This is a genomic window from Bradyrhizobium sp. Kon56 (assembly GCF_055807635.1).
Genome location: NZ_JBVVOU010000039.1, coordinates 19,565 through 38,634 on the forward strand (window position 1 = coordinate 19,565; position 19,070 = coordinate 38,634).

Genomic DNA, 19,070 nt, shown 5'->3' on the forward strand with positions numbered 1-19,070 from the left:
ACCTGCCCGGATCTCGGCCCGGATTGTTCAAAGATGGCGGGAACGCTAGTAGCCGGTTTTTAATTCTTTCTTACGGAGGGCCCGACAATCAGCCGCAAGTTGCAGACGCGAAACGGTTAACGTCGCAATTTCCCTGCAATTTCGCGCACATGAACCCTTCTTTTCCGGGGTGCGACAAAGTGCGCGAAGCGTCTGAAGGAGCCCTGCCGATGCCCCTCACCCCGGAGGTTCTCAAAGCTCACGGCGAGGTCGTCGCCTGGCTCGGCAGCCTCGATGTCTCCTTCGCAACCGAAGAGGAGCCCTGGTTCACCGTTGACGGCATCGAAAGCCCCGGGCAGATCGGCGGTGACCTCCATGAGATGCGGCGGGCGGCGGATGCGCTCGAGGCGACACTCGACGACGAGGACGACGTCAACGAGGCCCGCGAGCGAATCCGCAGGGGCCTCGACCTGCCCGAGGCGAATGATCCGGTCGGTGCGCTCTACGATGCGGTGGCGGCCTCCGACGCCGTCGTGCGGGCCACCGACGGCAGCCCGTTCACGACGTTGTTCAACCGCTTCAGCATCGACAACAGCCCGATGCTGCGCAACCCGGCTGCGTAGTTACTTCGCCCATTCGCCCTTGCGAAACACCGGCACTTTGCTGCCGTCGGCGAGAATGCCGTCGATGTCGGTCTCGGCCGAGCCGATCATCCAGTCGATATGGATCAGGCTCTGGTTGCCGCCTTGCGCGGCGATCTGCTGCGGCGTGAGCTGCGCGCCATTGACGAAGCACTTCGAGTAGCACTGGCCAAGCGCGATGTGCGAGGCAGCGTTCTCGTCGAACAGCGTGTTGTAGAACAACAGTCCGCTCTGCGAGATCGGCGAGGAATGCGGCACCAGGGCCACCTCGCCGAGACGGCGCGCGCCCTCGTCGGTATCGAGCACCTTGTTCAGTACCTCCTCGCCGCGCGAAGCCTTCGCATCGACGATCCTGCCGTCCTCGAAACGCACCGCGATGTTGTCGATCAGCGTGCCCTGGTAGGACAGCGGCTTCGAGCTCACGACATGGCCGTAGACGCGCCGGCAATGCGGCGTGGTGAAGACCTCTTCGGTCGGGATATTGGCGTTGCAGCTGATGCCGTTCTTGGAGAGCGAAGCGCCGCCTTCCCATTCATGGCCGTCGGCGAGCCCGATGGTGAGGTCAGTGCCCGGTCCCGAGTACTGGAGCGCGCGGAAACGCTGGCCGTTGAGCCAGTTGGTGCGCTCGCGCAGCACCGCATTGTGGCTCGCCCAATTGGCCGGCGCGTCGTCGCGATCGACGCGGGACGCCGCGAAGATCGCGTCCGCGAGCTTGCCGATCGCGACCTCTTCAGGATCGTTCGGAAAGACTTGCTTTGCCCAGGATGGGCTTGGATACGCAATGATGTTCCAGTTGGTATCGAAATTGACGATCTTTTCCAGCGCCGGCTGATAGGCCATGGAATTGGCCTTGCTGGCGCGCGCGACCTTGGAAGCATCTTCGCCCGACAGCAGCATCGGATTGTCGCCGACGATGGCGAGACGGGCGGTGTTGTTGGAGAACGCCTTGGCCATGCCCTCGTAGAGCCAGTTGGCGGCGCGATCGAAGCTGTCGTCGTGGCCGTGGCGGTAGCGCGCCAGCGTCATCTCTTCGTCGGAGAGAATGGGCGTCACGATGCCGGCGCCGGCCTTGTAGGCATGCACGGCAATCCGCCGCACCAGCGGCAACGCGATCGCAGGTGCCGTCAAGAGCAGATCCTGGCCCGGCCGCAAGCCCAGGCCCACCTTCACCGCCACCTCGGCCAGCCGGTCGAGCTTCACGGGATCGATGGGAGTGGAGGTGATGCGTTGATCAGTCATGCCGGGTCCTCTGCCGAACGTCTCTTGCTCAATTTAAGTCTAGCATCGCGAGACACAAGTGCGCGAGTGCCTTGCGACACCCCAAAGATACGCAGTTTCGCGCATTTTGGTTTTCAACGCGTTGCCGATTTCAGCACCCGGTCGACCATGGCGGGAGCAAGGCCGAGGTAATTTTTCGGTGATGTCAGCGCCTCGATCGTGGCACGGTCGATTCTGACAGAGACGCGGGCGTCGGAAGACAGCGCGTCCGCCAGCGTAAGACCTTTCTCATTGGCGAGCCGGCAGGCATCATAGACCACGTCATGGGCCTCCTGCCGTCCGATCTGCGGCGCAAGCCCCATCATGACGGCTTCGGCCACGATCAGACCGCGGCTGACGGCGAGATTCTCGTTCATCTTGCTTTCATCCACGATGAGGCCGGCGAGCGCGAATTTCGCCTGGTGCAACGCGCCGGCGGTCAGCACGAAGCTCTCGGGGATCGCCATCCATTCGGCGTGCCAGGGCCCGGTGGCGCGCTCGAAATCCTGCACCATGGCATCCAGCATGAGGCCGGCATGCTGGCGCACCGCCTTGGACGCCGCGAGCATGAGTTCCGAGGAGATCGGGTTGCGCTTCTGCGGCATGGTCGAGGAAGCGCCGCGTCCCTTGACAAAGGGCTCATAGACCTCGGCGAATTCGGTCGAGGCCATGATCATGATGTCGAGCGCGATCTTGCCGAGCGAGCCGGTGACCAGCGCCAGGAAATTCACGGCCTCGGCAAAACCGTCGCGTGCGACGTGCCAGGTCGAAGCGGGGACGCCGAGCCTCAGTTCGGCGCAGAGCGCTTCCTGCACCTCGAACCCCTTGTCGCCGAGCGAGGCCAGCGTGCCGGCGGCACCGGCGAACTGACCGACCAGGACGCGCGGCTTCAACTCACTGATCCGCTCGGCGTGGCGGTCGAACATCGCGAGCCAGATCGCGGTCTTGTAGCCGAAGGTGACCGGCAGCGCCTGCTGGAGATGGGTGCGGCCCGCCATCGGCGTGTCGCGGTAGCGCCTCGATAGATCGGCGAGGATCTTGCGCAAGCCCGCGATGTCCCGTTCGACGATCTCAAGCCCTGCGCGCAGTTGCAACACCACGGCGGTGTCCATGATGTCCTGCGTGGTCGCACCCCAATGCACATAGCGGCCGGCATCGCCGCATTGCTTCACCATCTGATGCACCAGCGGCAGGATCGGATAGCCGACGACATCGGTCTCCTGCCGCAACAGGTCGAAATCCAGCGCGGCAACATCGGTCCGCGCGGCGATCTGATCGGCCGCGTCCTGCGGAATCACTCCGCATCTCGCTTCCGCCTTCGCCAGTGCCACCTCGACCTCGGCATAGCGCGCGACCGTCGCGATATCGGAAAACACCTCCCGCATCTGCGGCGTGCCGAAGGCATCGCGGAACAGCATGGAATCGAGCACGGTGGTCGACGCATGAAAAGCGGGCATGGGCGTTTCTTCGTGGTTGGTGTTTTGTGTGAGGGCAGCTTACGCACACGGAACTGTTCGGCAATGGACATTCACTATTCGTCACACATTCGATGCCGTCGCGAAGGCCAGGACAACGTCGGCAGCTGCCGCACGCCATTGCCTCAACACCGTCATTGCGAGGAGCCCTTGCGACGAAGCAATCCACGCTGGCTCCGCGGCGGCAGGCTGGATTGCTCGCAACGACGTGAGGAAATCGCGACAATCCCGCCGAAACGGCTTTATTCTAATCCAGGTTGCATTCCTCCCCGTAAACTGCATGCCTGCCATCACGCGATCGTGGTGAACCGGGCAGGCCCCTCGGCGGACTCACAGACATCAGCCGAAATCCGTTTTGCTTTCATTATTGCCCGATGTTGCCTTGAGGTCTGAGTTTTCGACGTGCAGTTTCTGTTCCGGGATCACCTGCTCGATACCGACTTGCGCGAGCTGAGCCGCGAGCAGGTTCCCGTTGCCGTGGAGCCACAGGTCTTCGATCTCGTCGTCCACCTCATGGAGAACCGCGATCGGGTGGTCAGCAAGGACGAGCTGATCGACAAGATCTGGCACGGGCGCAGCGTCTCCGAATCCACGCTGACCAGCCGGATCAATGCGGCACGCAAGGCGGTCGGAGACAGCGGCGCGAGCCAGGCGCTGATCCGCACCATCTCACGCAAGGGTTTTCGTTTCGTCGGCGACGTCGAAACCAAGCGTGGGGCAACCGCGCCGGAATCCGATTTCGAAGCGAAGCTTCTACGGGCCCCGCTGCCGCTACCGGACCGCCCCGCGATCGCGGTGCTGCCCTTCACCAACATGAGCGGCGACCGCGAGCAGGATTATTTCTCGGACGGAATCAGCGAGGACATCATCACCGCGCTGTCGAAGCTGCGCTGGTTCTTCGTCATCGCGCGCAACTCCTCCTTCGTCTACAAGGGCCGCGCGGTGCACATGAACGAGGTCGCGCGCGAGCTCGGCGTGCGCTACGTGCTCGAAGGCAGCGTGCGGCGGAGCGGCGATCGCGTGCGTATCTCCGCGCAGCTCAACGACGTCTCGACCGGCAGCCATCTCTGGGCCGAACGCTACGACCGCGAGCTTGCCGACATCTTCGCGGTGCAGGACGAGATCACCGAGGCGATCGTCGCCGCGATCGAGCCGCAGCTCTATACCGCCGAGAGTTTTCGCGCCCAGCAGAAGCCGCCGGGAAGCCTGGATGCCTGGGACCTTGTGATGCGCGCATTGTCGCATTACTGGCGCATCACCCGCGAGGACAATGCCGCCGCGCAAGGACTGCTCGAAGAGGCCGTCGCGCTCGATCCCGCCTATGGCAAGGCACTCGGCCTGCTCGCAACCAGCCACATCTTCGGCGCGCATATGGGCTGGTCCGACATGGCCCCGACCGTGCCGGTCGCCGAGCGCGCCGCGCTCGCGGCGGTGGAGGCCGATCGCGAAGATGCCTGGGCTCATCATGGTCTGGCGTATGCTTATCTATTCCGCCGCCGCTTCGACGACGCGCTGGCGGAGTTCGAACTGGCGCTGAACCTCAATCCGAACTTTGCGATGGCGCACGCCTTCTATGGCGTGACGCTGTGCTACGCGGGACGATGGCAGAACGGCGATGTCGCGGCGCGCCGCGCGCTGCGGCTGAGCCCGCGCGACCCGCTCGCAGCAATCTATTGCGGCGTCGCGGCCTATGCCCGGTTCATCGGCCGCGATTACGAAGGCGCCGCACAGATGGCGCGCGAGTCGATGCGGCAGCGCGCCGATTTCGTCGGCGCGCATCGCGTGCTGACGGCCGCCGCCGGTATGTCAGGGGATTCCGCGCGCGCGGCTTCCGCCTTGGAAGGCTTGCGCCGCGCCCAGCCCGGCATCTCGCTGGCCTGGATCACACGCGAGCTGCCGATGCTGCGGGACGAGGATCGCGAGCATTATCTCGAGGGATTGCGGCGCGCGGGGATGAGGTAGCTAATTTCTCGTCTCCCGCTTGCGGGAGAGGAGAAGGGCGCCGCTACTCCTGCATCATCTCGCCGCTGCCGCCGAATTCGGCCGGGAAATCCTTGAGCTTGGGCAGTCCGTCGCGCATTGGCAGCACCGTCTCGGCGTAATTGACGTGGACGCCTGGTGCAAACGCGAGGGTGGGGATGGTGGCAGTGAAGACGTCGATCAGGCCGAGCGGCGGATGGTTGGTCATGAGATGACCGCCGCACTTCTTGCAATATTTGCGCTGGCTGAGCGGCGTCTTCGCAAAGGTCTCGACATTCTCTGCACCTTCGCTGATGCGCACGGCTTCGGGCTTCCACAGGCTGAAGGCGTTCACCGGACCGCCCGACCACGAGCGGCACGAGCTGCAATGGCAATAGCCCATCGCCTCCGGTGCACCTGTGACCTCGATCGTGACTGCGCCACAGAAGCAGTTTCCAACATGTTTCATTAGGTCGTCTCCGTTGATGATGGTTTAGATTCCTCCCCCCGCTCCTGTTTGCCGAGAACTCGGCAAAAACGAATGCGGGGTCGCCACGAGCTTTGCTCGCACTGATAGCGTCGGGGTGAGGGGGATTCACCTCGAGAAACGTTGAAGGTTGCGTCCGGCACGATCCGTTACGCGCCTCGGCGCCGCCGCGCATCCTCCTTTCGGCGGACGCGACGGAACGACGCGCAAGCTATACCGACTTGCGCCAGGGAATAAGCATCGACACCCGTTGTTTGTACTGCCGGTACTCGTCGCCGAAGAGATCGACGAGGTCGTGCTCCTCCAGCGCGATGCCGACGAAGATGTAGGCCGTGGTCACGGCGGCGAACAGCAGATGGCCCGCGGTCATGACCGGCGCCGCCCAGAACGCGATGATGAAGCCGAGATAGATCGGATGACGGACAAACTTGTAGAGCAGCGGCGTCTTGAATCGCGGCGGCGACGCCTCCTTGCCGACGAGATGATTGGTCACCTGATGCAAGCCGAACAGCTCGAAGTGATTGATGATGAAGGTCGAGGTGAACACCAGGACCCAGCCCGCCAGCGACAGCGTGACGATCGTCACAGCGATATCCGGATTCGCGACGTCCCATATGACCGTGGGCAGCGGACGCCACTGCCAGAACAGGAGGAGCAATGACAGGCTCGCAAACAGCACATAGGTGCTGCGCTCGACCGGCTTGGGGACGTACTGCGTCCACCAGGCCTTGAATTGCCGGCGCGCCATTACGCTGTGCTGGACCGCAAACAGGGCCATCAGGAGCAGATTGATGATGATGGCCTCGGCCACGGGCGTGTCGGTCCCGGTATCGATGGTCTTCGGCACCACCAGCCCCATGACGAAACCGATGGCGTAGAGAATGGTGATGAAAAACACGAGATACGCCGCAATTCCGTACAGAAAGGCGATGAACTTGAAAATGCGTGAGCCCGCAACCGGGCCGATAGGATGAACCTGATGATCAATTTGGGTCATAAACAGCTCCGTTGTGCCAAAACGCCGGCACTTCATTGGTCGCTGCACCATGCCGCACCGGAGGTCCCAAGACTTTCGCGGACGGTTGATTTTCGCCTGAGACGACTTTGATTTTTGCTTGAGACGACAAAAACGTGCGATTTTGCTTTGAAAACAACGTGCTCGACGGCGACCTGCGGGAACTCACTTGCAGCGGAGCCGCTGTGCCGTTGCAGCCGCAGGTGTTCGATCTCCTGCTCTATCTGGTGGCGCAGCGCACGCGTGTGGTCAGCAAGGATGACCTGATCAGCCAGATCTGGAGCGATCGGATCATCTCGGATTCCGCCCTGAACAGCCGGATCAACGCCGCCCGCAAGGCGCTCGGCGACGATGGCGCAAGCCAGCGGCTGATCAAGACCATTCCGCGCAAGGGTTTTCGTTTCGTCGGCGAAGTCCGGGAAGAAGTGGCAGCCACGACTGCGCCCGCGCAGCCCGTCGCTGCCCTGCCGCGCGTCCTGACGGACCGTCCGGCGGTCGCGGTGCTCGCTTTCGAGAACATGAGCGGCGATCCCGCACAGGACTATTTCGGCGACGGCATCAGCGAGGACATCCTCACCGCGCTGTCGAAGCAGCGCTGGTTCATGGTGATCGCCCGCAACTCGTCCTTTACCTACAAGGGACGCGCGGTCCACATCCGGCAGATTGCCGAGGAACTGGGCGTCCGCTACGTCGTCGAAGGCAGCGTGCGCAAGTCGGACAACCGGGTGCGCATCACCGCGCAGCTCAACGACGCCACGACGGGCAGCCATCTCTGGGCCGAGCGCTACGACCGCGAGCTGGTCGACGTGTTCGCCGTGCAGGACGAGATCACGAATGCGATCGCTGCGGCGATCGAGCCGCAGATCCATGCGGCGGAAAGTTTTCGCGCCCATCGCAAGCCCCCCGCGAGCCTGGATGCCTGGGATCTCCTGATGCGGGCGCTGTCGCATTACTGGCGCGTGACGCGGCGGGATCACGAGACCGCACGGGCGCTGCTGGAACGCGCGGTGGGGATCGACCCGAACTACGGCCAGGCGCTGTCGGTGCTCGCGGCGAACCACATGTTCGGCGTGCATCTCGGCTGGGCCGAGCTTGCCATGGTGGCGCCAGCGGCGGAAGCCGCCGCGCTCGCCGCGGTGCGCTGCGACCATGAGGATGCCTGGGCGCACGCCGCGCTCGGCAGCGTCTACTTCTCGACGCGAAGACTTGCCGACGCACTGTCCGAGTTCGAGCAGGCGCTCGCACTCAATCCGAACTTCTCGCTGGCGCAGGGCTATTACGCACTGGCGCTGTCCTATGCCGGGCGGCCGAAGGATTCATTCGAGGCAGCGCAGAGGGCAATGCGGCTGTCGCCGCGCGATCCATCCCTGGCGATCTATCACGGCATCGCCGGCTATGCCCGCTTCACCGAGCGGCGCTATGCCGAGGCCATCGCGCTCGCGCGCGAGGCAATCCGTCATCGCGGCGACCTTACCGGCGCCTACCGCGTGCTCGCGGTTTCTGCCGGCATGACCGGAGACGGCGTGCTTGGGGAGATGGCGCTGGGCGAGCTCCGCCGCACCCAGCCCAACATCTCGCTGCACTGGATTTCGACGCAATTGCCATGGGCCAATGAGGCCGACCGCGAGCACTATCTGGAAGGATTCCGGCGGGCGGGCTTGCGCTAGACGATCCTCACGCCGGGTCCGCGTCGCGCTTGCGGCGCAGATGGACGGATCGCGCGGCGCTGCGGCGCCGGATTGGCTGCCAAACGCCATAACAGGACGCGCTGTACATTTTTTGTGCGAACACTGTCGAGACTTTCATCTTGCGGCGCCGAACGAGACTGTGTGAGCCTCGATCCCGGATGGGGACTGGGATGGGCCGGCCATAGCTTTGCGCGCCATGACGTGCGAAGCGTTTGCGGCTGGTCTCGCTTGAGAAAGATACGACATGTCAAAACGAGTGTTGCTTGGTGTCCTCCTGGCTTGCGGTCTCGCGGCCCCGGCGCTGGCGCAAGACCCGAAAGCGGGTGGAGCGATCAATGCCGTGATTCAGCCCGAGCCGCCCGGCCTGATGCTGGCGATGGTCCAGAACGGCCCGGTGCAGATGGTGTCGGGCAACATTTTCGAAGGCCTGCTTCGCTACAGCCCCAAGCTCGAACCGCAGGCCGAGCTCGCCGAGAGCTGGAGTGTCAGCGAGGACGCAAAAACCTACACATTCAAGCTCAGGAAGGGCGTGACCTGGCATGACGGCAAGCCCTTCACCGCCGCCGACGTGCTGTTCTCGCTCGAGATGCTGAAACAGACCCACGCGCGTGCCCGCAACAATCTGGCGCAGGTCGACAAGGTCGAGGCTCCCGACGACTACACGGTGGTGTTCACGCTGAAGCAGCCGTTCGGCCCGTTCCTGGGCATCTTCGAGGTCGGCTCAATGCCGATGGTACCCAAGCATCTTTATGAAGGCACCGACTGGAAGACCAATCCCTACAATAACGCCCCTGTCGGCACCGGCCCCTTCATGTTCAAGGAATGGCAGAAGGGCTCTTTCATCCGCCTGGTCAAGAACCCGAACTATTACGAGAAGGGCAAGCCCTATCTCGACGAGATCTACTGGCAGATCATTCCCGATGCCGCGGCGCGCTCGGTGGCGTATGAGACCGGCAAGGTCGACGTGCTGCCCGGCGGCTCGGTCGAGAATTTCGACGTGCCCCGGCTCTCCAAGCTGAAGGACACCTGCGTCACCGGCGCCGGCTGGGAGTTCTTCTCGCCGCTGGCCTGGCTGTGGCTCAACAACCGGCAGGGTCCGCTCGCCGACAAGCGGGTGCGGCGGGCGGTCATGTTTGCGATCGACCGCGAGTTCGCCAAGGACGTGATCTGGAACGGGCTCGGCAAGGTCGCAACCGGCCCGTCGGCCTCGACCATCAAATACTACACCGACGACGTGCCGAAGTACCCTTACGATCCCGCCAAGGCCAAGGCGCTGCTGAAGGAAGCCGGCTACAAGGGCGAGAAGATCCGCCTTCTGCCGCTCGCCTATGGCGAGACCTGGCAGCGCTGGGGTGAAGCCGTGAAGCAGAACCTCCAGGACGTCGGCATGAACATCGAGACCATCGCCACCGACGTCGCCGGCGGCAACCAGAAGATCGGCGACTGGGACTACGACATCGCCTTCACCTACCTCTACCAGTACGGCGACCCCGCGCTCGGCGTCGGCCGCAATTACGTCTCCAGCGCGATTGCCAAGGGCCAGGTGTTCAACAACGTCGAGGGTTACTCCAACGCTGAGATCGACAAGCTGTTCGCCGAGGGCGCGGTGGCAACGCCGGACTCCAAGCGCAAGGAGATCTACGAGAAGGCGCAGAAGATCCTGGTCGAGGACGTGCCGGTGGCCTGGATGCTCGAGCTGCAATTCCCGACCATCATGCGCTGCAAGGTCAAGAACCTGATCACCACCGGGATCGGAGTCAACGACGGCTTCAAGGATGCATGGCTGGACAAGTGAGAGCTGCCGCCGTCACCTCTCCCCGCTCGCGGGGAGAGGGGATCGCTCCATCTCTGTCGCTCCAGGTCACATCACCGATATGATCCTCTAGATGCTCTCCTTTGTCGCTCAGCGTGTCGCGAAGGGCGTGATCGTCCTGCTTGCGATCGTCGTCCTCAATTTCTTCCTGATCCGGCTCGCGCCCGGCGATCCCGCCGTCGTGATGGCGGGCGAGGCCGGCGCCAGCGACCAGATCTTCGTCCAGCAGCTCAGGGAGAAGTTCGGCCTGGACAAGCCGATGCCCGAGCAGCTCTTCATCTACGTCAAGGGCATTGCTACCCTCGATCTCGGCTTCTCCTTCCGCCAGCAGGCACCGGTCGCGAAGCTGATCGGCGAGCGGCTGCCCGCGACATTGCTGCTGACGCTGACGGCGTTTGCGATCTCGCTCGTGCTCGGCGTTCTCTTCGGCACCTTCGCCGCGCGCTTTGCCGGAACCTTTCTCGACACCGCGATCACCGTCTTCGCCCTGATATTCTACGCAATGCCGATCTTCTGGGTGGCGCTGATGGGCATCCTGCTGTTTTCGGTCACCATGGATTGGCTGCCGAGCTTCGGCTACGAGACCGTCGGCGCCAACCTTTCCGGCCCTGCCCATGTGGTCGACGTCGCAAGGCACCTGATCATGCCGGCGATGACGCTCGGCCTGTTCTTCATGGCGACCTACACCCGCATGACGCGCGCCTCGATGCTGGAGGTGAAGCGTCTCGACTTCGTCAAGACCGCGCGCGCCAAAGGCCTGTCCGACGCCGTGATCCAGCGTCGCCACGTCCTGCGCAATGCGCTGCTCCCCGTCGTGACGCTCGCCGGCGTCCACTCCGGCACCCTGATCGGCGGCGCCGTCATCACCGAGACCGTGTTCGCCTGGCCCGGCATCGGACGCCTGATGTACGACGCCCTGCTCCAGCGCGACTACAATCTGCTGCTCGGGGTCTTCGTGATCTGCTCCGCCATGGTCCTGATCTTCAACCTCATTACCGACCTGGTCTATCGCCTGGTCGACCCGCGCATCGAATTCACCACATGAAACAGTTCTGGAAATCGATGTTGAGGAGCCCGAGCGGCGTCATCGGGCTCATCATCCTGCTCCTTGCGATCTCAGTCGCCTTGTTCGGTCCGATGCTGTTCCCGAACTCGCCCTGGCGCATGGTGCAGCGGCCGTTCCTGCCGCCGTTCACGCTCGCGACCGTGCCGCTCGGCACCGATGCACTCGGCCGCGACGTGTTCGCCGGCATGATCTTCGGCGCACGCGTCTCGCTGCTCGTCGGCATGGTCTCCACCCTGGTGGCGCTGGTCGTCGGCGTTCCGATCGGCGCCATGGCCGGCTATTTCGGCGGCAGGGTCGACGACGCCCTGATGCGTTTCACCGAGTTCTTCCAAACCATTCCGAGCTTTGCGCTCGCGATCGTCCTGGTCGCGATCCTGCAGCCCTCGATCTATTCGATCGTCGCCTCGATCGCGCTGGTAAGCTGGCCGCCGGTCGCGCGCCTCGTCCGCGGCGAGGTGCTGTCGTTGCGCACGCGGGAGTACGTCCAGGCCGCGGTGGTCACGGGCCAGAGCAACACCTGGATCATCCTGCGCGAAATCCTGCCGAACACGCTGTCGCCGGTGATCGTGCTGGCTTCGCTGATGGTGGCGACCGCGATCCTGCTGGAATCCTCGCTGGCGTTCCTCGGCCTCGGCGATCCCAATCTGATCTCCTGGGGCTACATGGTCGGTGCCGGCCGCACCGTGATCCGCCAGGCCTGGTGGATCACCGTGTTTCCCGGCGTCGCGATCCTGATCTCGGTGCTCGGGCTCAATTTGATCGGCGAAGGCCTCAACGACGCGCTCAATCCGCGGCTGTCGCGGGAGGGCCGCTGATCATGACCGCACCGCCCGCCGTCTCCGTCAAGAATCTGCGGATCGCATTGCCCAAGGGCGCCGAGCGTCCCTTCGCGGTCGACGGCATCTCGCTCGATTTGCGGCCCGGCAAGATCGTTTGCGTGGTCGGCGAATCCGGCTCCGGCAAGTCGATGTGCGCGCATGCGCTGATGGGCCTGTTGCCGGACACGGTCACCGTCACCTCCGGCGAGATCCAGTTCGAAGGACGCGACCTGCTCAAACTCGACGACGAATGCTGGCGCGATCTGCGCGGCCGCCGGCTTGCGATGATTTTTCAGGAACCGATGACCGCGCTCAATCCGTTGATGCGGATCGGCGACCAGATGGCGGAGATGTTCGAGGCGCACGGGCTGCTCACGCCGAGGGAGCGGCGCGCAAAGGCGCTATCGCTGGCGCGCGAAGTCGGCCTCCCCGACCCCGAGCGCATCGTGCGCGCCTATCCGCACCAGCTCTCCGGCGGCCAGCGCCAGCGCGCCATGATCGCGATGGCGCTCGCGCTCGAACCGGCGGTGCTGGTTGCGGACGAGCCGACCACCGCGCTCGACGTCACCACGCAAGCGCAGATCCTGAAACTGATCCGCAACCTCCAGCGCAATCGCAACATGGCGGTGATGTTCATCACCCATGATTTCGGCGTGGTCGCCGACATCGCCGACCAAGTCGTGGTGTTGCGCCATGGCAAGGTGGTCGAGGAAGGCCCCGCCTCGGCGGTCTTCAACGCGCCGCAACACGACTACACCAAGGCGCTGCTCGCCGCCGTGCCCTCGATGGACCCACCCGCCCGCAGCCCCCTGGACGACCAGGCCAAGGCGGTCGAGGTGATCGGACTGGACAAGACCTACGTCACCTCGGGCGGCTGGTTTCGCGAGGACCGCCGCGTCGATGCCGCGCGCGGGGTTAATTTCAACATCCTCAAAGGCGAGACGCTCGGCCTGGTCGGCGAATCCGGTTCTGGCAAATCGTCGGTGGCCCGCCTTGTGATGCGGCTGATCGAGGCCGACCGCGGCACCGTGCGGATCGGCGAGACCGATCTCACAAAGCTCGCGGGCAAGGCGCTACGCGCCGAGCGCCCTCGCATCCAGATGATCTTCCAGGATCCGTTCGCTTCGCTCAATCCGCGCCGCAAGGTCGGTCATATCATCGCCGACGGCCCGATCGCGGCCGGCACCGATCCGAAAGTGGCGTTCGACCGCGCCCGCGATCTCCTCAAGATGGTCGGGCTCGATGCCGGCGCGCTCGAACGCTATCCGCATGAATTCTCCGGCGGCCAGCGCCAGCGCATCGGCATTGCGCGCGCGCTCGCGCTCGAGCCCGAGATCATCGTCGCGGACGAGGCCGTCTCCGCGCTCGACGTCTCCGTGCAGGCGCAGGTCCTAAGGCTGCTCGAAGACCTCAAGGCCCGCCTCGGCCTCTCGATGCTGTTCATCACCCACGACCTGCGAGTCGCAGCGCAAATCTGTGACCGCATCGCCGTGATGCAGCGCGGCGTCATCGTCGAGCTGAAGCCGACCGCGCAGCTGTTCGCCGCGCCCGAGCATGCCTATACACGCGAATTGCTCGCAGCAGTCCCGGGGCAGAGAGAGCGCGCGCCGGCGTAAGTCAGCCGACCGCGGTTTCTACTTCGTTCGAGGATTCGTGTTGTTCCAGGTGGGGACTGAGTTTGTTACGCCGACGGAGGGCTGGTTGGACGTTCCGATCGACGGCGCCGTCACGGTCCCGACGGTCTGCCCGGAACTTCCGATGGTCCCTTGCTGAACCGGCGCTCCGGTGCGTCCGCTCGTGCTGCCTGGTGTACCCGTCCCCGATGTTTGTGCGTTTACAGCAAGTGGCGCGGCGGCCAATCCGAGAGCAATAAGTGCAGCAATGGTGCGTTTTGTTCTTGTCATGGCTGATCCTTTCGGGCGCGGTCTCTCAATCGCAATGCCGTTCGTCGAGGCGACCGTGCACTGACTGACCTTACAACTCCACGCGCGAGAAAATGTGCCGCAGTGCCATCATCCCGTGGGCTCAACTCTTCATCACGATGCTACGAAGCGGTCCCCGCCGAACGGATGCGCCGTGCCATCGGCGCATCGCTGAAGGTACCCCGTTCCACCTCAGGAACGGAATAGTCACGGGCTTTTTATCCCTCGTGACCGCCCGCATGGCTGCAAAGCCGAAGCCGGCACCCCACATCCGCATGAAATGATTTCCATCATGTGATGGTGGATTGAAGATCTAATTGGAGCCGACATGGGCCAGATTATTCAGTTTGTCTCGAAATCCGAGCGCGAGCGCATTCGCCTCATCCAGGAAGCGCGCGCGATCTACGACAGCATCTTCCCGCCGACTGATCCGATGAGCGAGAGATCAGGCGGAGCCGCCGCACGTCGCAGCGACGGGGGCAACCTCGCGTGATCAAAATCATCGCCGTGCTCTGCAACCTCGCCTCTCCGGCGAACTGTCATGAGCAGACCGTCACCACATCCGACCTCGCCGACGTCTCGATGCAATCTTGCCTGATGGGCGCGCCGCAACTCGCCGAATGGATGAACCAGCATCCGGCCGAGCGCCTCGCCGGGTGGCGCTGCGTGATCGGCCAACAGGCCGGGCGGGGAATTTAGGATCGGACGGGCTCTCCCTGAACGATCCGCAATGTCTGGTCCACCGCCATGATCATTGCTGGTCGCACTTTATCATCTTCTTTGGCCTTGCGACCGTCACAGGTGACCGGCATTGGCTCGCCAGACAGGCGCGCCTACCTGACCGGCGGGTTGGTGTTGCTCCAGGTCGGGACTGCGTTGGTCACGCCGACCGACGGCCAGTTATACGTACCGACCGACGGCGCCGTGACCGTCCCGACCGACTGTCCGCTCGACCCGTAGGCTCTGGGCTGTGCTGCCAACGATCCGGCGCTCCCATAGCTCGGAGCCACCACGCCGGTGCTGTAAGCTCGGCTTGACCGGTGCTTCTTGGCCTCAGCCGCGATCGGCGCGGCAAGCAACCCGACGGTGACTAGGGCGGCAATGGCGGGTTTGATGCTTGTCATGGCTGATCCCTTCATTCGCTGTGGGCCCCTTGCCATCTGTTCATTCAGCCGCGGATTTCCATAGGCAGCCGTTCATAACTCCGTGCGCGGGCGGAGGCGCCGGGGAGCGGTCGCACGACTAGCACGCCCGCTCGCGTGCCTCGCCTTCGGATGGACCCGAATCAGCGCTAGTGCATTCACCTCATCGACTTCGTGTATTGAGGCGACATGACCGGTCCCGAACTGAAGCAACTCCGCAACGATCTCTCGGAGGTCCTCGAGCGCAAGCTCACCGCGGCCGACATGGCCCGGCTTTGCGGATTGCCGGAGAAGGGCGGCGCCGACACCATCCGGCGCTGGGAAGTGAGCGGCCCGACACCGTCGGCGACCAAGGTGCTGCGCGTGCTCGCGATGGCGAGCGAGCGCTATCCGATCCTGGAGAAGTTCGACGTCTTCGATCGTCATGACGTGCGCGAGGAAGACCGGCCCGCAAAGCGCGCTGCATTCCGCGAACAGATGCGCGATGAGGCGCGGCGCCGTCTTGGTTAATGAGATGCGCGCGCAAGTTACCCTGATAACGCCGAGTTAAGCTTTCCTTCAGCACTTCTTAAGCCGACATTAAGCACAAAAATCATTTACAGCCCAATAAGTTACGTTGGCTGCCGCTGTGCCATGGATGTGACAGCATTTTCGTCAAAAGCGAGCTATCTGCAAACCAACGACGGCGCGGAAAGCGCGACTGCCGGGGACTTAAGTGTTGGAGTTTGGACTATGAAGAAGATTCTGTTTGCGACCGTTGCGCTGCTCGTGGTGGGCGCTGCCGCACCGGCGGTCGGTGCCGATCTCGGTAACCGCAACTATTATAAGGCGCCCGCGCCCGCCTATGCCGCCCCGATTTACAACTGGACCGGCTTCTATATCGGCGGCCATGTCGGCGGCGCGTTCTCCAGCGACAACAATTTCAGCGGCCTCTCCACCGGCAATAACGGCAACGGCCGTTTCCTCGGCGGTCTGCAGGCCGGTGCGGACTGGCAGTTCAACCCGAACTTCGTTGTCGGCGTCGAAGGCCAGTATTCCTGGCTCTCCGGCAGCGTCGGCGCGGTGTTCCCAGCCGGCGTCGCCTACACCAACGACCAGCGCGGTCTCGGCTCGATCACCGGCCGCGTCGGCTACACCTGGGGTCCGGGCCTGCTCTACGTGAAGGGCGGCTACGCCTATTCCGACAACAACGAGAAGGTGACCGTCGGCGGCGTGCCGACCGGCTTCATCATCAGCGGCGACCACCGCAACGGCTACACCGTCGGCGCCGGCCTCGAATACATGTTCGCGCCGAACTGGTCAGCCAAGGCCGAGTACCAGTACTACAATTTCGGCGACGCCCACTTCACCGCGGGCCCGCTGGCGGGAACCGGCAACTTCACCACCGACGACCACACCATCAAGGCGGGCGTCAACTACCGCTTCAACTGGGCCAACTCGGCGGTCGCGCGCTACTGAACGGTTATCAAAGCCTTATCATGATGAAGGGCCGGCATCGTTGCCGGCCCTTCTTTTTTCGCTGTGCGGAACGCAACGCAACCAATTGAGCAACTTGCGATTTTTTAACCTGCCCCGAGGATACTCCGCCGCGAAAACATAAAGATCATGCGTGGGGGAATTTCGATGGCGATCCGTCTGGGCCTTGGCCGTTTGCTTGGTGGTATCCGGCCTCGTTTCAAAATGCCGACATGGGGCGTGCGCGGCAGCCTGTTCACGGCCTTCGCAGTGATCGCGGGCATGGGTCTCGTGATCGCGGCCGGCGCCGGCTTCGTCTTCAACCATCTCGGCAGCACTATGATGGACCTGAGCGGCCGCGATATCCCCCGCCTTTCCGCAAGCCTTCAACTCGCATCGCAAAGCGCAACGCTCGCGGCGCAGGGGCCGGGCCTGCTGGCGTCGCCGTCCGACGAGGCGCTGAACGAACGCACCAAGAAGGTGCAGGAGATCCAGCAGCTTGCCATGGCCAAGCTTGGCGAGATCATCGAGCTCGGCGCCGACAAGCAGATCGCAACCGCGTTGCGCGACACCGCCAAGAGCATCGACGAGGCGACCCAGAGCCTGGTGTCAGCCGCGCGCGAGCGGCTCGATACCGGCGCGCTGCATGACAAGCAATATGAAGCACTCCGCAAGGCGCAGCTCACCTTCGTCGGTGCGGCCGGTCCTGCCATGCTGGATGCGCAGACGCGTCTGAACGCGATCCTCGGTGCGGCGGAAGTTTCCGCTGACGATGCCACCGAAGCCGCCCGCACCGTCTCCCAGGTCGCGACCATCTCCGCCAACGGCAATCTGATGGCCGCCGACATGATGGCGGCGCTGTCGGCCAACAACAGCGATACGCTGGAGGCGATCGAGAAGGAGTTCAAGGCGACGCGCGACCGTGTCAAGTCGAACCTCGAGGACCTGCCGAACATGGCCTCGATGCAGGCGGTGCGCGACACCGTGCAAAAGCTGTTCGCCTTCGGCGAAGGCAAGTCCGGCGTGTTCAAGATCCGCCAGAAAGAGCTCGACGCGATCGACTACGGCCAGACCATCCTGGACGAGACCCGCAAGCTCAATGTCGGCCTCGGCATCAGCGTGCAGCAGCTGGTCGAGGGTGTGCAGAAGGAGACCAACGCGTCGACCTTCCAGGCGCGGCAGGAGATCTCGCTCGCGACCACCGCGATGCTGGCGCTCGGCGCACTGACGCTGGTCGGCTCGGCGCTGTTCGTCTGGCTCTATGTCGGCCGCAACATCCTGCGCCGCATTCGCGAGCTTCAACGCGCCATGCAGTTGCTCTCGGCCGGCGACCTTGACACCGAGATCGTCCGCTCCCGGCAGAACGACGAGATCGGCGCGATGAAGGAAACGCTGACGGTGTTCCGCGACAGCATGATTGAAGCCCGGGCGCTTGCGAGCGAGCAGGACAGGGATCGCATCGCCAAGGCCGAGCGTGCGGCGCAGATGGAGGCGAAGATCGCCGGGTTCGAGAGTACGGTGCGCTCCGCACTCGACAATCTCGCGCAGTCGGCCAATTCGATGCAATCGACCGCGCAGAGCATGTCGACCACGGCAGACCAGTCCAACGCGCTGGTGAACGCGGTTGCCTCCGCAGCCGAAGAGACCTCGGTCAACGTGCAGACCGTATCGTCAGGCACCGAGCAGCTCTCGTCCTCGATCGAGGAAATCAGCAAGCAGGTCGTCACCTCGGCCGCGATCGCCAGGAAGGCGGTCGACGAAGCGGGGGCGACCGACGCCACCGTGCAGAGCCTCGCCGACAGCGCGAGCCGCATCAGCGTGGTGGTCGACCTGATTCAGACCATCGCCTCGCAGACCAATCTGCTGGCGCTCAACGCCACCATCGAGGCGGCGCGCGCGGGCGAAGCCGGCCGCGGCTTCGCGGTGGTCGCCTCCGAGGTGAAGAGCCTCGCGAGCCAGACCGCCAAGGCCACGGAGGAGATCCGTAGCCAAATCGCCAGCATGCAGTCAGTGACGACGTCGGCGGTCGGCGCCATCCAGGGCATCGGCCGGATCATCGGCGAGATCAACGACGTCACTACGACGATCGCCGCCGCCGTCGAGGAACAGGGCGCGGCGACACGCGAGATCGCCCGCAACATCCAGCATGCGGCCGGCGGCACCAGCGAGGTTTCCAGCAACATCGTCGGCGTCTCCACGGCTTCGGCGGAAGCCGGCGCAGCGGCGAACGAAGTGCTCGGCGCCTCCGACGCGCTCCGCCGCGAAGCCGACATGCTGCGCGGAGAGATCGACGCGTTCCTCAACAACATGCGGGCTGCGTAAGGCGCCGTTCCGTAGCCCGGAATGACCGCTA

At 63.9% G+C, this 19,070-nt stretch carries 18 protein-coding genes; 12 read left to right on the plus strand and 6 right to left on the minus strand.

The genetic code is table 11. From position 1 onward, the window contains the following. Positions 1-209: 209 nt before the first annotated feature. A complete protein-coding gene (locus AC0L3B_RS34395) occupies positions 210-602 on the plus strand; it encodes a hypothetical protein (RefSeq protein WP_473381925.1) in 393 nt (130 codons plus the stop codon). Here AC0L3B_RS34395 and AC0L3B_RS34400 read toward each other — a convergent pair whose 3' ends face one another. Further along, on the minus strand, positions 603-1,859 hold the full coding sequence (locus AC0L3B_RS34400; protein WP_063994582.1) for an aminopeptidase: 1,257 nt from the start codon (positions 1,857-1,859) through the stop codon (positions 603-605). It lies immediately after the preceding gene. A gap of 113 nt (positions 1,860-1,972) precedes the next feature. Continuing rightward, positions 1,973-3,334 (minus strand): 3-carboxy-cis,cis-muconate cycloisomerase, encoded by a 1,362-nt coding sequence (gene pcaB / locus AC0L3B_RS34405; RefSeq protein WP_085358045.1) that lies wholly within the window; start codon positions 3,332-3,334, stop codon positions 1,973-1,975. A gap of 420 nt (positions 3,335-3,754) precedes the next feature. Between pcaB and AC0L3B_RS34410 the strand changes: the two genes are divergently transcribed. Continuing rightward, positions 3,755-5,314 carry a winged helix-turn-helix domain-containing tetratricopeptide repeat protein gene (locus AC0L3B_RS34410; RefSeq protein WP_018458174.1) on the plus strand — a complete coding sequence of 520 codons (1,560 nt, stop codon included), beginning with the start codon at positions 3,755-3,757 and terminating at the stop codon, positions 5,312-5,314. 43 nt (positions 5,315-5,357) lie between these two features. Here AC0L3B_RS34410 and AC0L3B_RS34415 read toward each other — a convergent pair whose 3' ends face one another. Both AC0L3B_RS34415 and mddA read right to left on the minus strand, forming a co-directional pair. Further along, entirely contained in the window at positions 5,358-5,780 is a 423-nt protein-coding gene (locus AC0L3B_RS34415) for a GFA family protein (RefSeq protein ID WP_026233518.1), read from the minus strand. A gap of 229 nt (positions 5,781-6,009) precedes the next feature. Next, positions 6,010-6,795: a methanethiol S-methyltransferase gene (gene mddA, locus AC0L3B_RS34420; RefSeq protein ID WP_018458172.1), complete on the minus strand. Its 786-nt coding sequence runs from the start codon at positions 6,793-6,795 to the stop codon at positions 6,010-6,012. Positions 6,796-6,929: 134 nt separating this feature from the next. Here mddA and AC0L3B_RS34425 point away from each other — a divergent pair, with 134 nt between their 5' ends. From AC0L3B_RS34425 to AC0L3B_RS34445, 5 genes are all read left to right on the plus strand, one after another. Beyond that, the gene (locus AC0L3B_RS34425; RefSeq protein ID WP_026233517.1) at positions 6,930-8,480 is read left to right on the plus strand and encodes a winged helix-turn-helix domain-containing tetratricopeptide repeat protein; all 1,551 of its coding nucleotides are present in this window, start codon (positions 6,930-6,932) and stop codon (positions 8,478-8,480) included. 265 nt (positions 8,481-8,745) lie between these two features. Continuing rightward, the gene (locus tag AC0L3B_RS34430) at positions 8,746-10,296 is read left to right on the plus strand and encodes an ABC transporter substrate-binding protein (protein WP_473381930.1); all 1,551 of its coding nucleotides are present in this window, start codon (positions 8,746-8,748) and stop codon (positions 10,294-10,296) included. Positions 10,297-10,387: 91 nt separating this feature from the next. Then, positions 10,388-11,359 carry an ABC transporter permease gene (locus AC0L3B_RS34435; RefSeq protein ID WP_085358053.1) on the plus strand — a complete coding sequence of 324 codons (972 nt, stop codon included), beginning with the start codon at positions 10,388-10,390 and terminating at the stop codon, positions 11,357-11,359. Then, complete coding sequence (locus AC0L3B_RS34440) at positions 11,356-12,195, plus strand: ABC transporter permease (protein ID WP_018458168.1); 840 nt, start codon at positions 11,356-11,358, stop codon at positions 12,193-12,195. Before AC0L3B_RS34435 ends, AC0L3B_RS34440 begins: the two co-directional genes overlap by 4 nt. Positions 12,196-12,197: 2 nt before the next feature. Next, positions 12,198-13,814, plus strand: coding sequence for an ABC transporter ATP-binding protein (locus tag AC0L3B_RS34445; protein WP_204513214.1), 1,617 nt, complete (start codon positions 12,198-12,200; stop codon positions 13,812-13,814). A gap of 18 nt (positions 13,815-13,832) precedes the next feature. Here the strand turns inward: AC0L3B_RS34445 and AC0L3B_RS34450 are convergent, their stop codons facing one another. After that, positions 13,833-14,102, minus strand: coding sequence for a hypothetical protein (locus AC0L3B_RS34450; protein WP_083926507.1), 270 nt, complete (start codon positions 14,100-14,102; stop codon positions 13,833-13,835). A 346-nt stretch (positions 14,103-14,448) separates the two neighbouring features. Between AC0L3B_RS34450 and AC0L3B_RS34455 the strand changes: the two genes are divergently transcribed. Together AC0L3B_RS34455 and AC0L3B_RS34460 are read left to right on the plus strand one after the other, a co-directional pair. Further along, positions 14,449-14,613 (plus strand): hypothetical protein, encoded by a 165-nt coding sequence (locus AC0L3B_RS34455; RefSeq protein WP_018458166.1) that lies wholly within the window; start codon positions 14,449-14,451, stop codon positions 14,611-14,613. After that, positions 14,610-14,819 (plus strand): hypothetical protein, encoded by a 210-nt coding sequence (locus AC0L3B_RS34460; protein WP_473381936.1) that lies wholly within the window; start codon positions 14,610-14,612, stop codon positions 14,817-14,819. Before AC0L3B_RS34455 ends, AC0L3B_RS34460 begins: the two co-directional genes overlap by 4 nt. Before the next feature lie 134 nt (positions 14,820-14,953). Here the strand turns inward: AC0L3B_RS34460 and AC0L3B_RS34465 are convergent, their stop codons facing one another. Continuing rightward, complete coding sequence (locus AC0L3B_RS34465) at positions 14,954-15,244, minus strand: hypothetical protein (RefSeq protein WP_018458165.1); 291 nt, start codon at positions 15,242-15,244, stop codon at positions 14,954-14,956. A gap of 207 nt (positions 15,245-15,451) precedes the next feature. On the opposite strand from AC0L3B_RS34465, the gene AC0L3B_RS34470 reads away from it, so the two are divergent. The 3 genes from AC0L3B_RS34470 (at position 15,452) to AC0L3B_RS34480 (ending at position 19,039) form a co-directional block, all read left to right on the plus strand. Beyond that, positions 15,452-15,772, plus strand: coding sequence for a hypothetical protein (locus AC0L3B_RS34470; protein ID WP_027570057.1), 321 nt, complete (start codon positions 15,452-15,454; stop codon positions 15,770-15,772). A gap of 222 nt (positions 15,773-15,994) precedes the next feature. Beyond that, entirely contained in the window at positions 15,995-16,720 is a 726-nt protein-coding gene (locus tag AC0L3B_RS34475) for an outer membrane protein (protein ID WP_018458163.1), read from the plus strand. 165 nt (positions 16,721-16,885) lie between these two features. Further along, on the plus strand, positions 16,886-19,039 hold the full coding sequence (locus AC0L3B_RS34480) for a methyl-accepting chemotaxis protein (protein WP_018458162.1): 2,154 nt from the start codon (positions 16,886-16,888) through the stop codon (positions 19,037-19,039). The last annotated feature ends 31 nt before the right edge of the window (positions 19,040-19,070 follow it).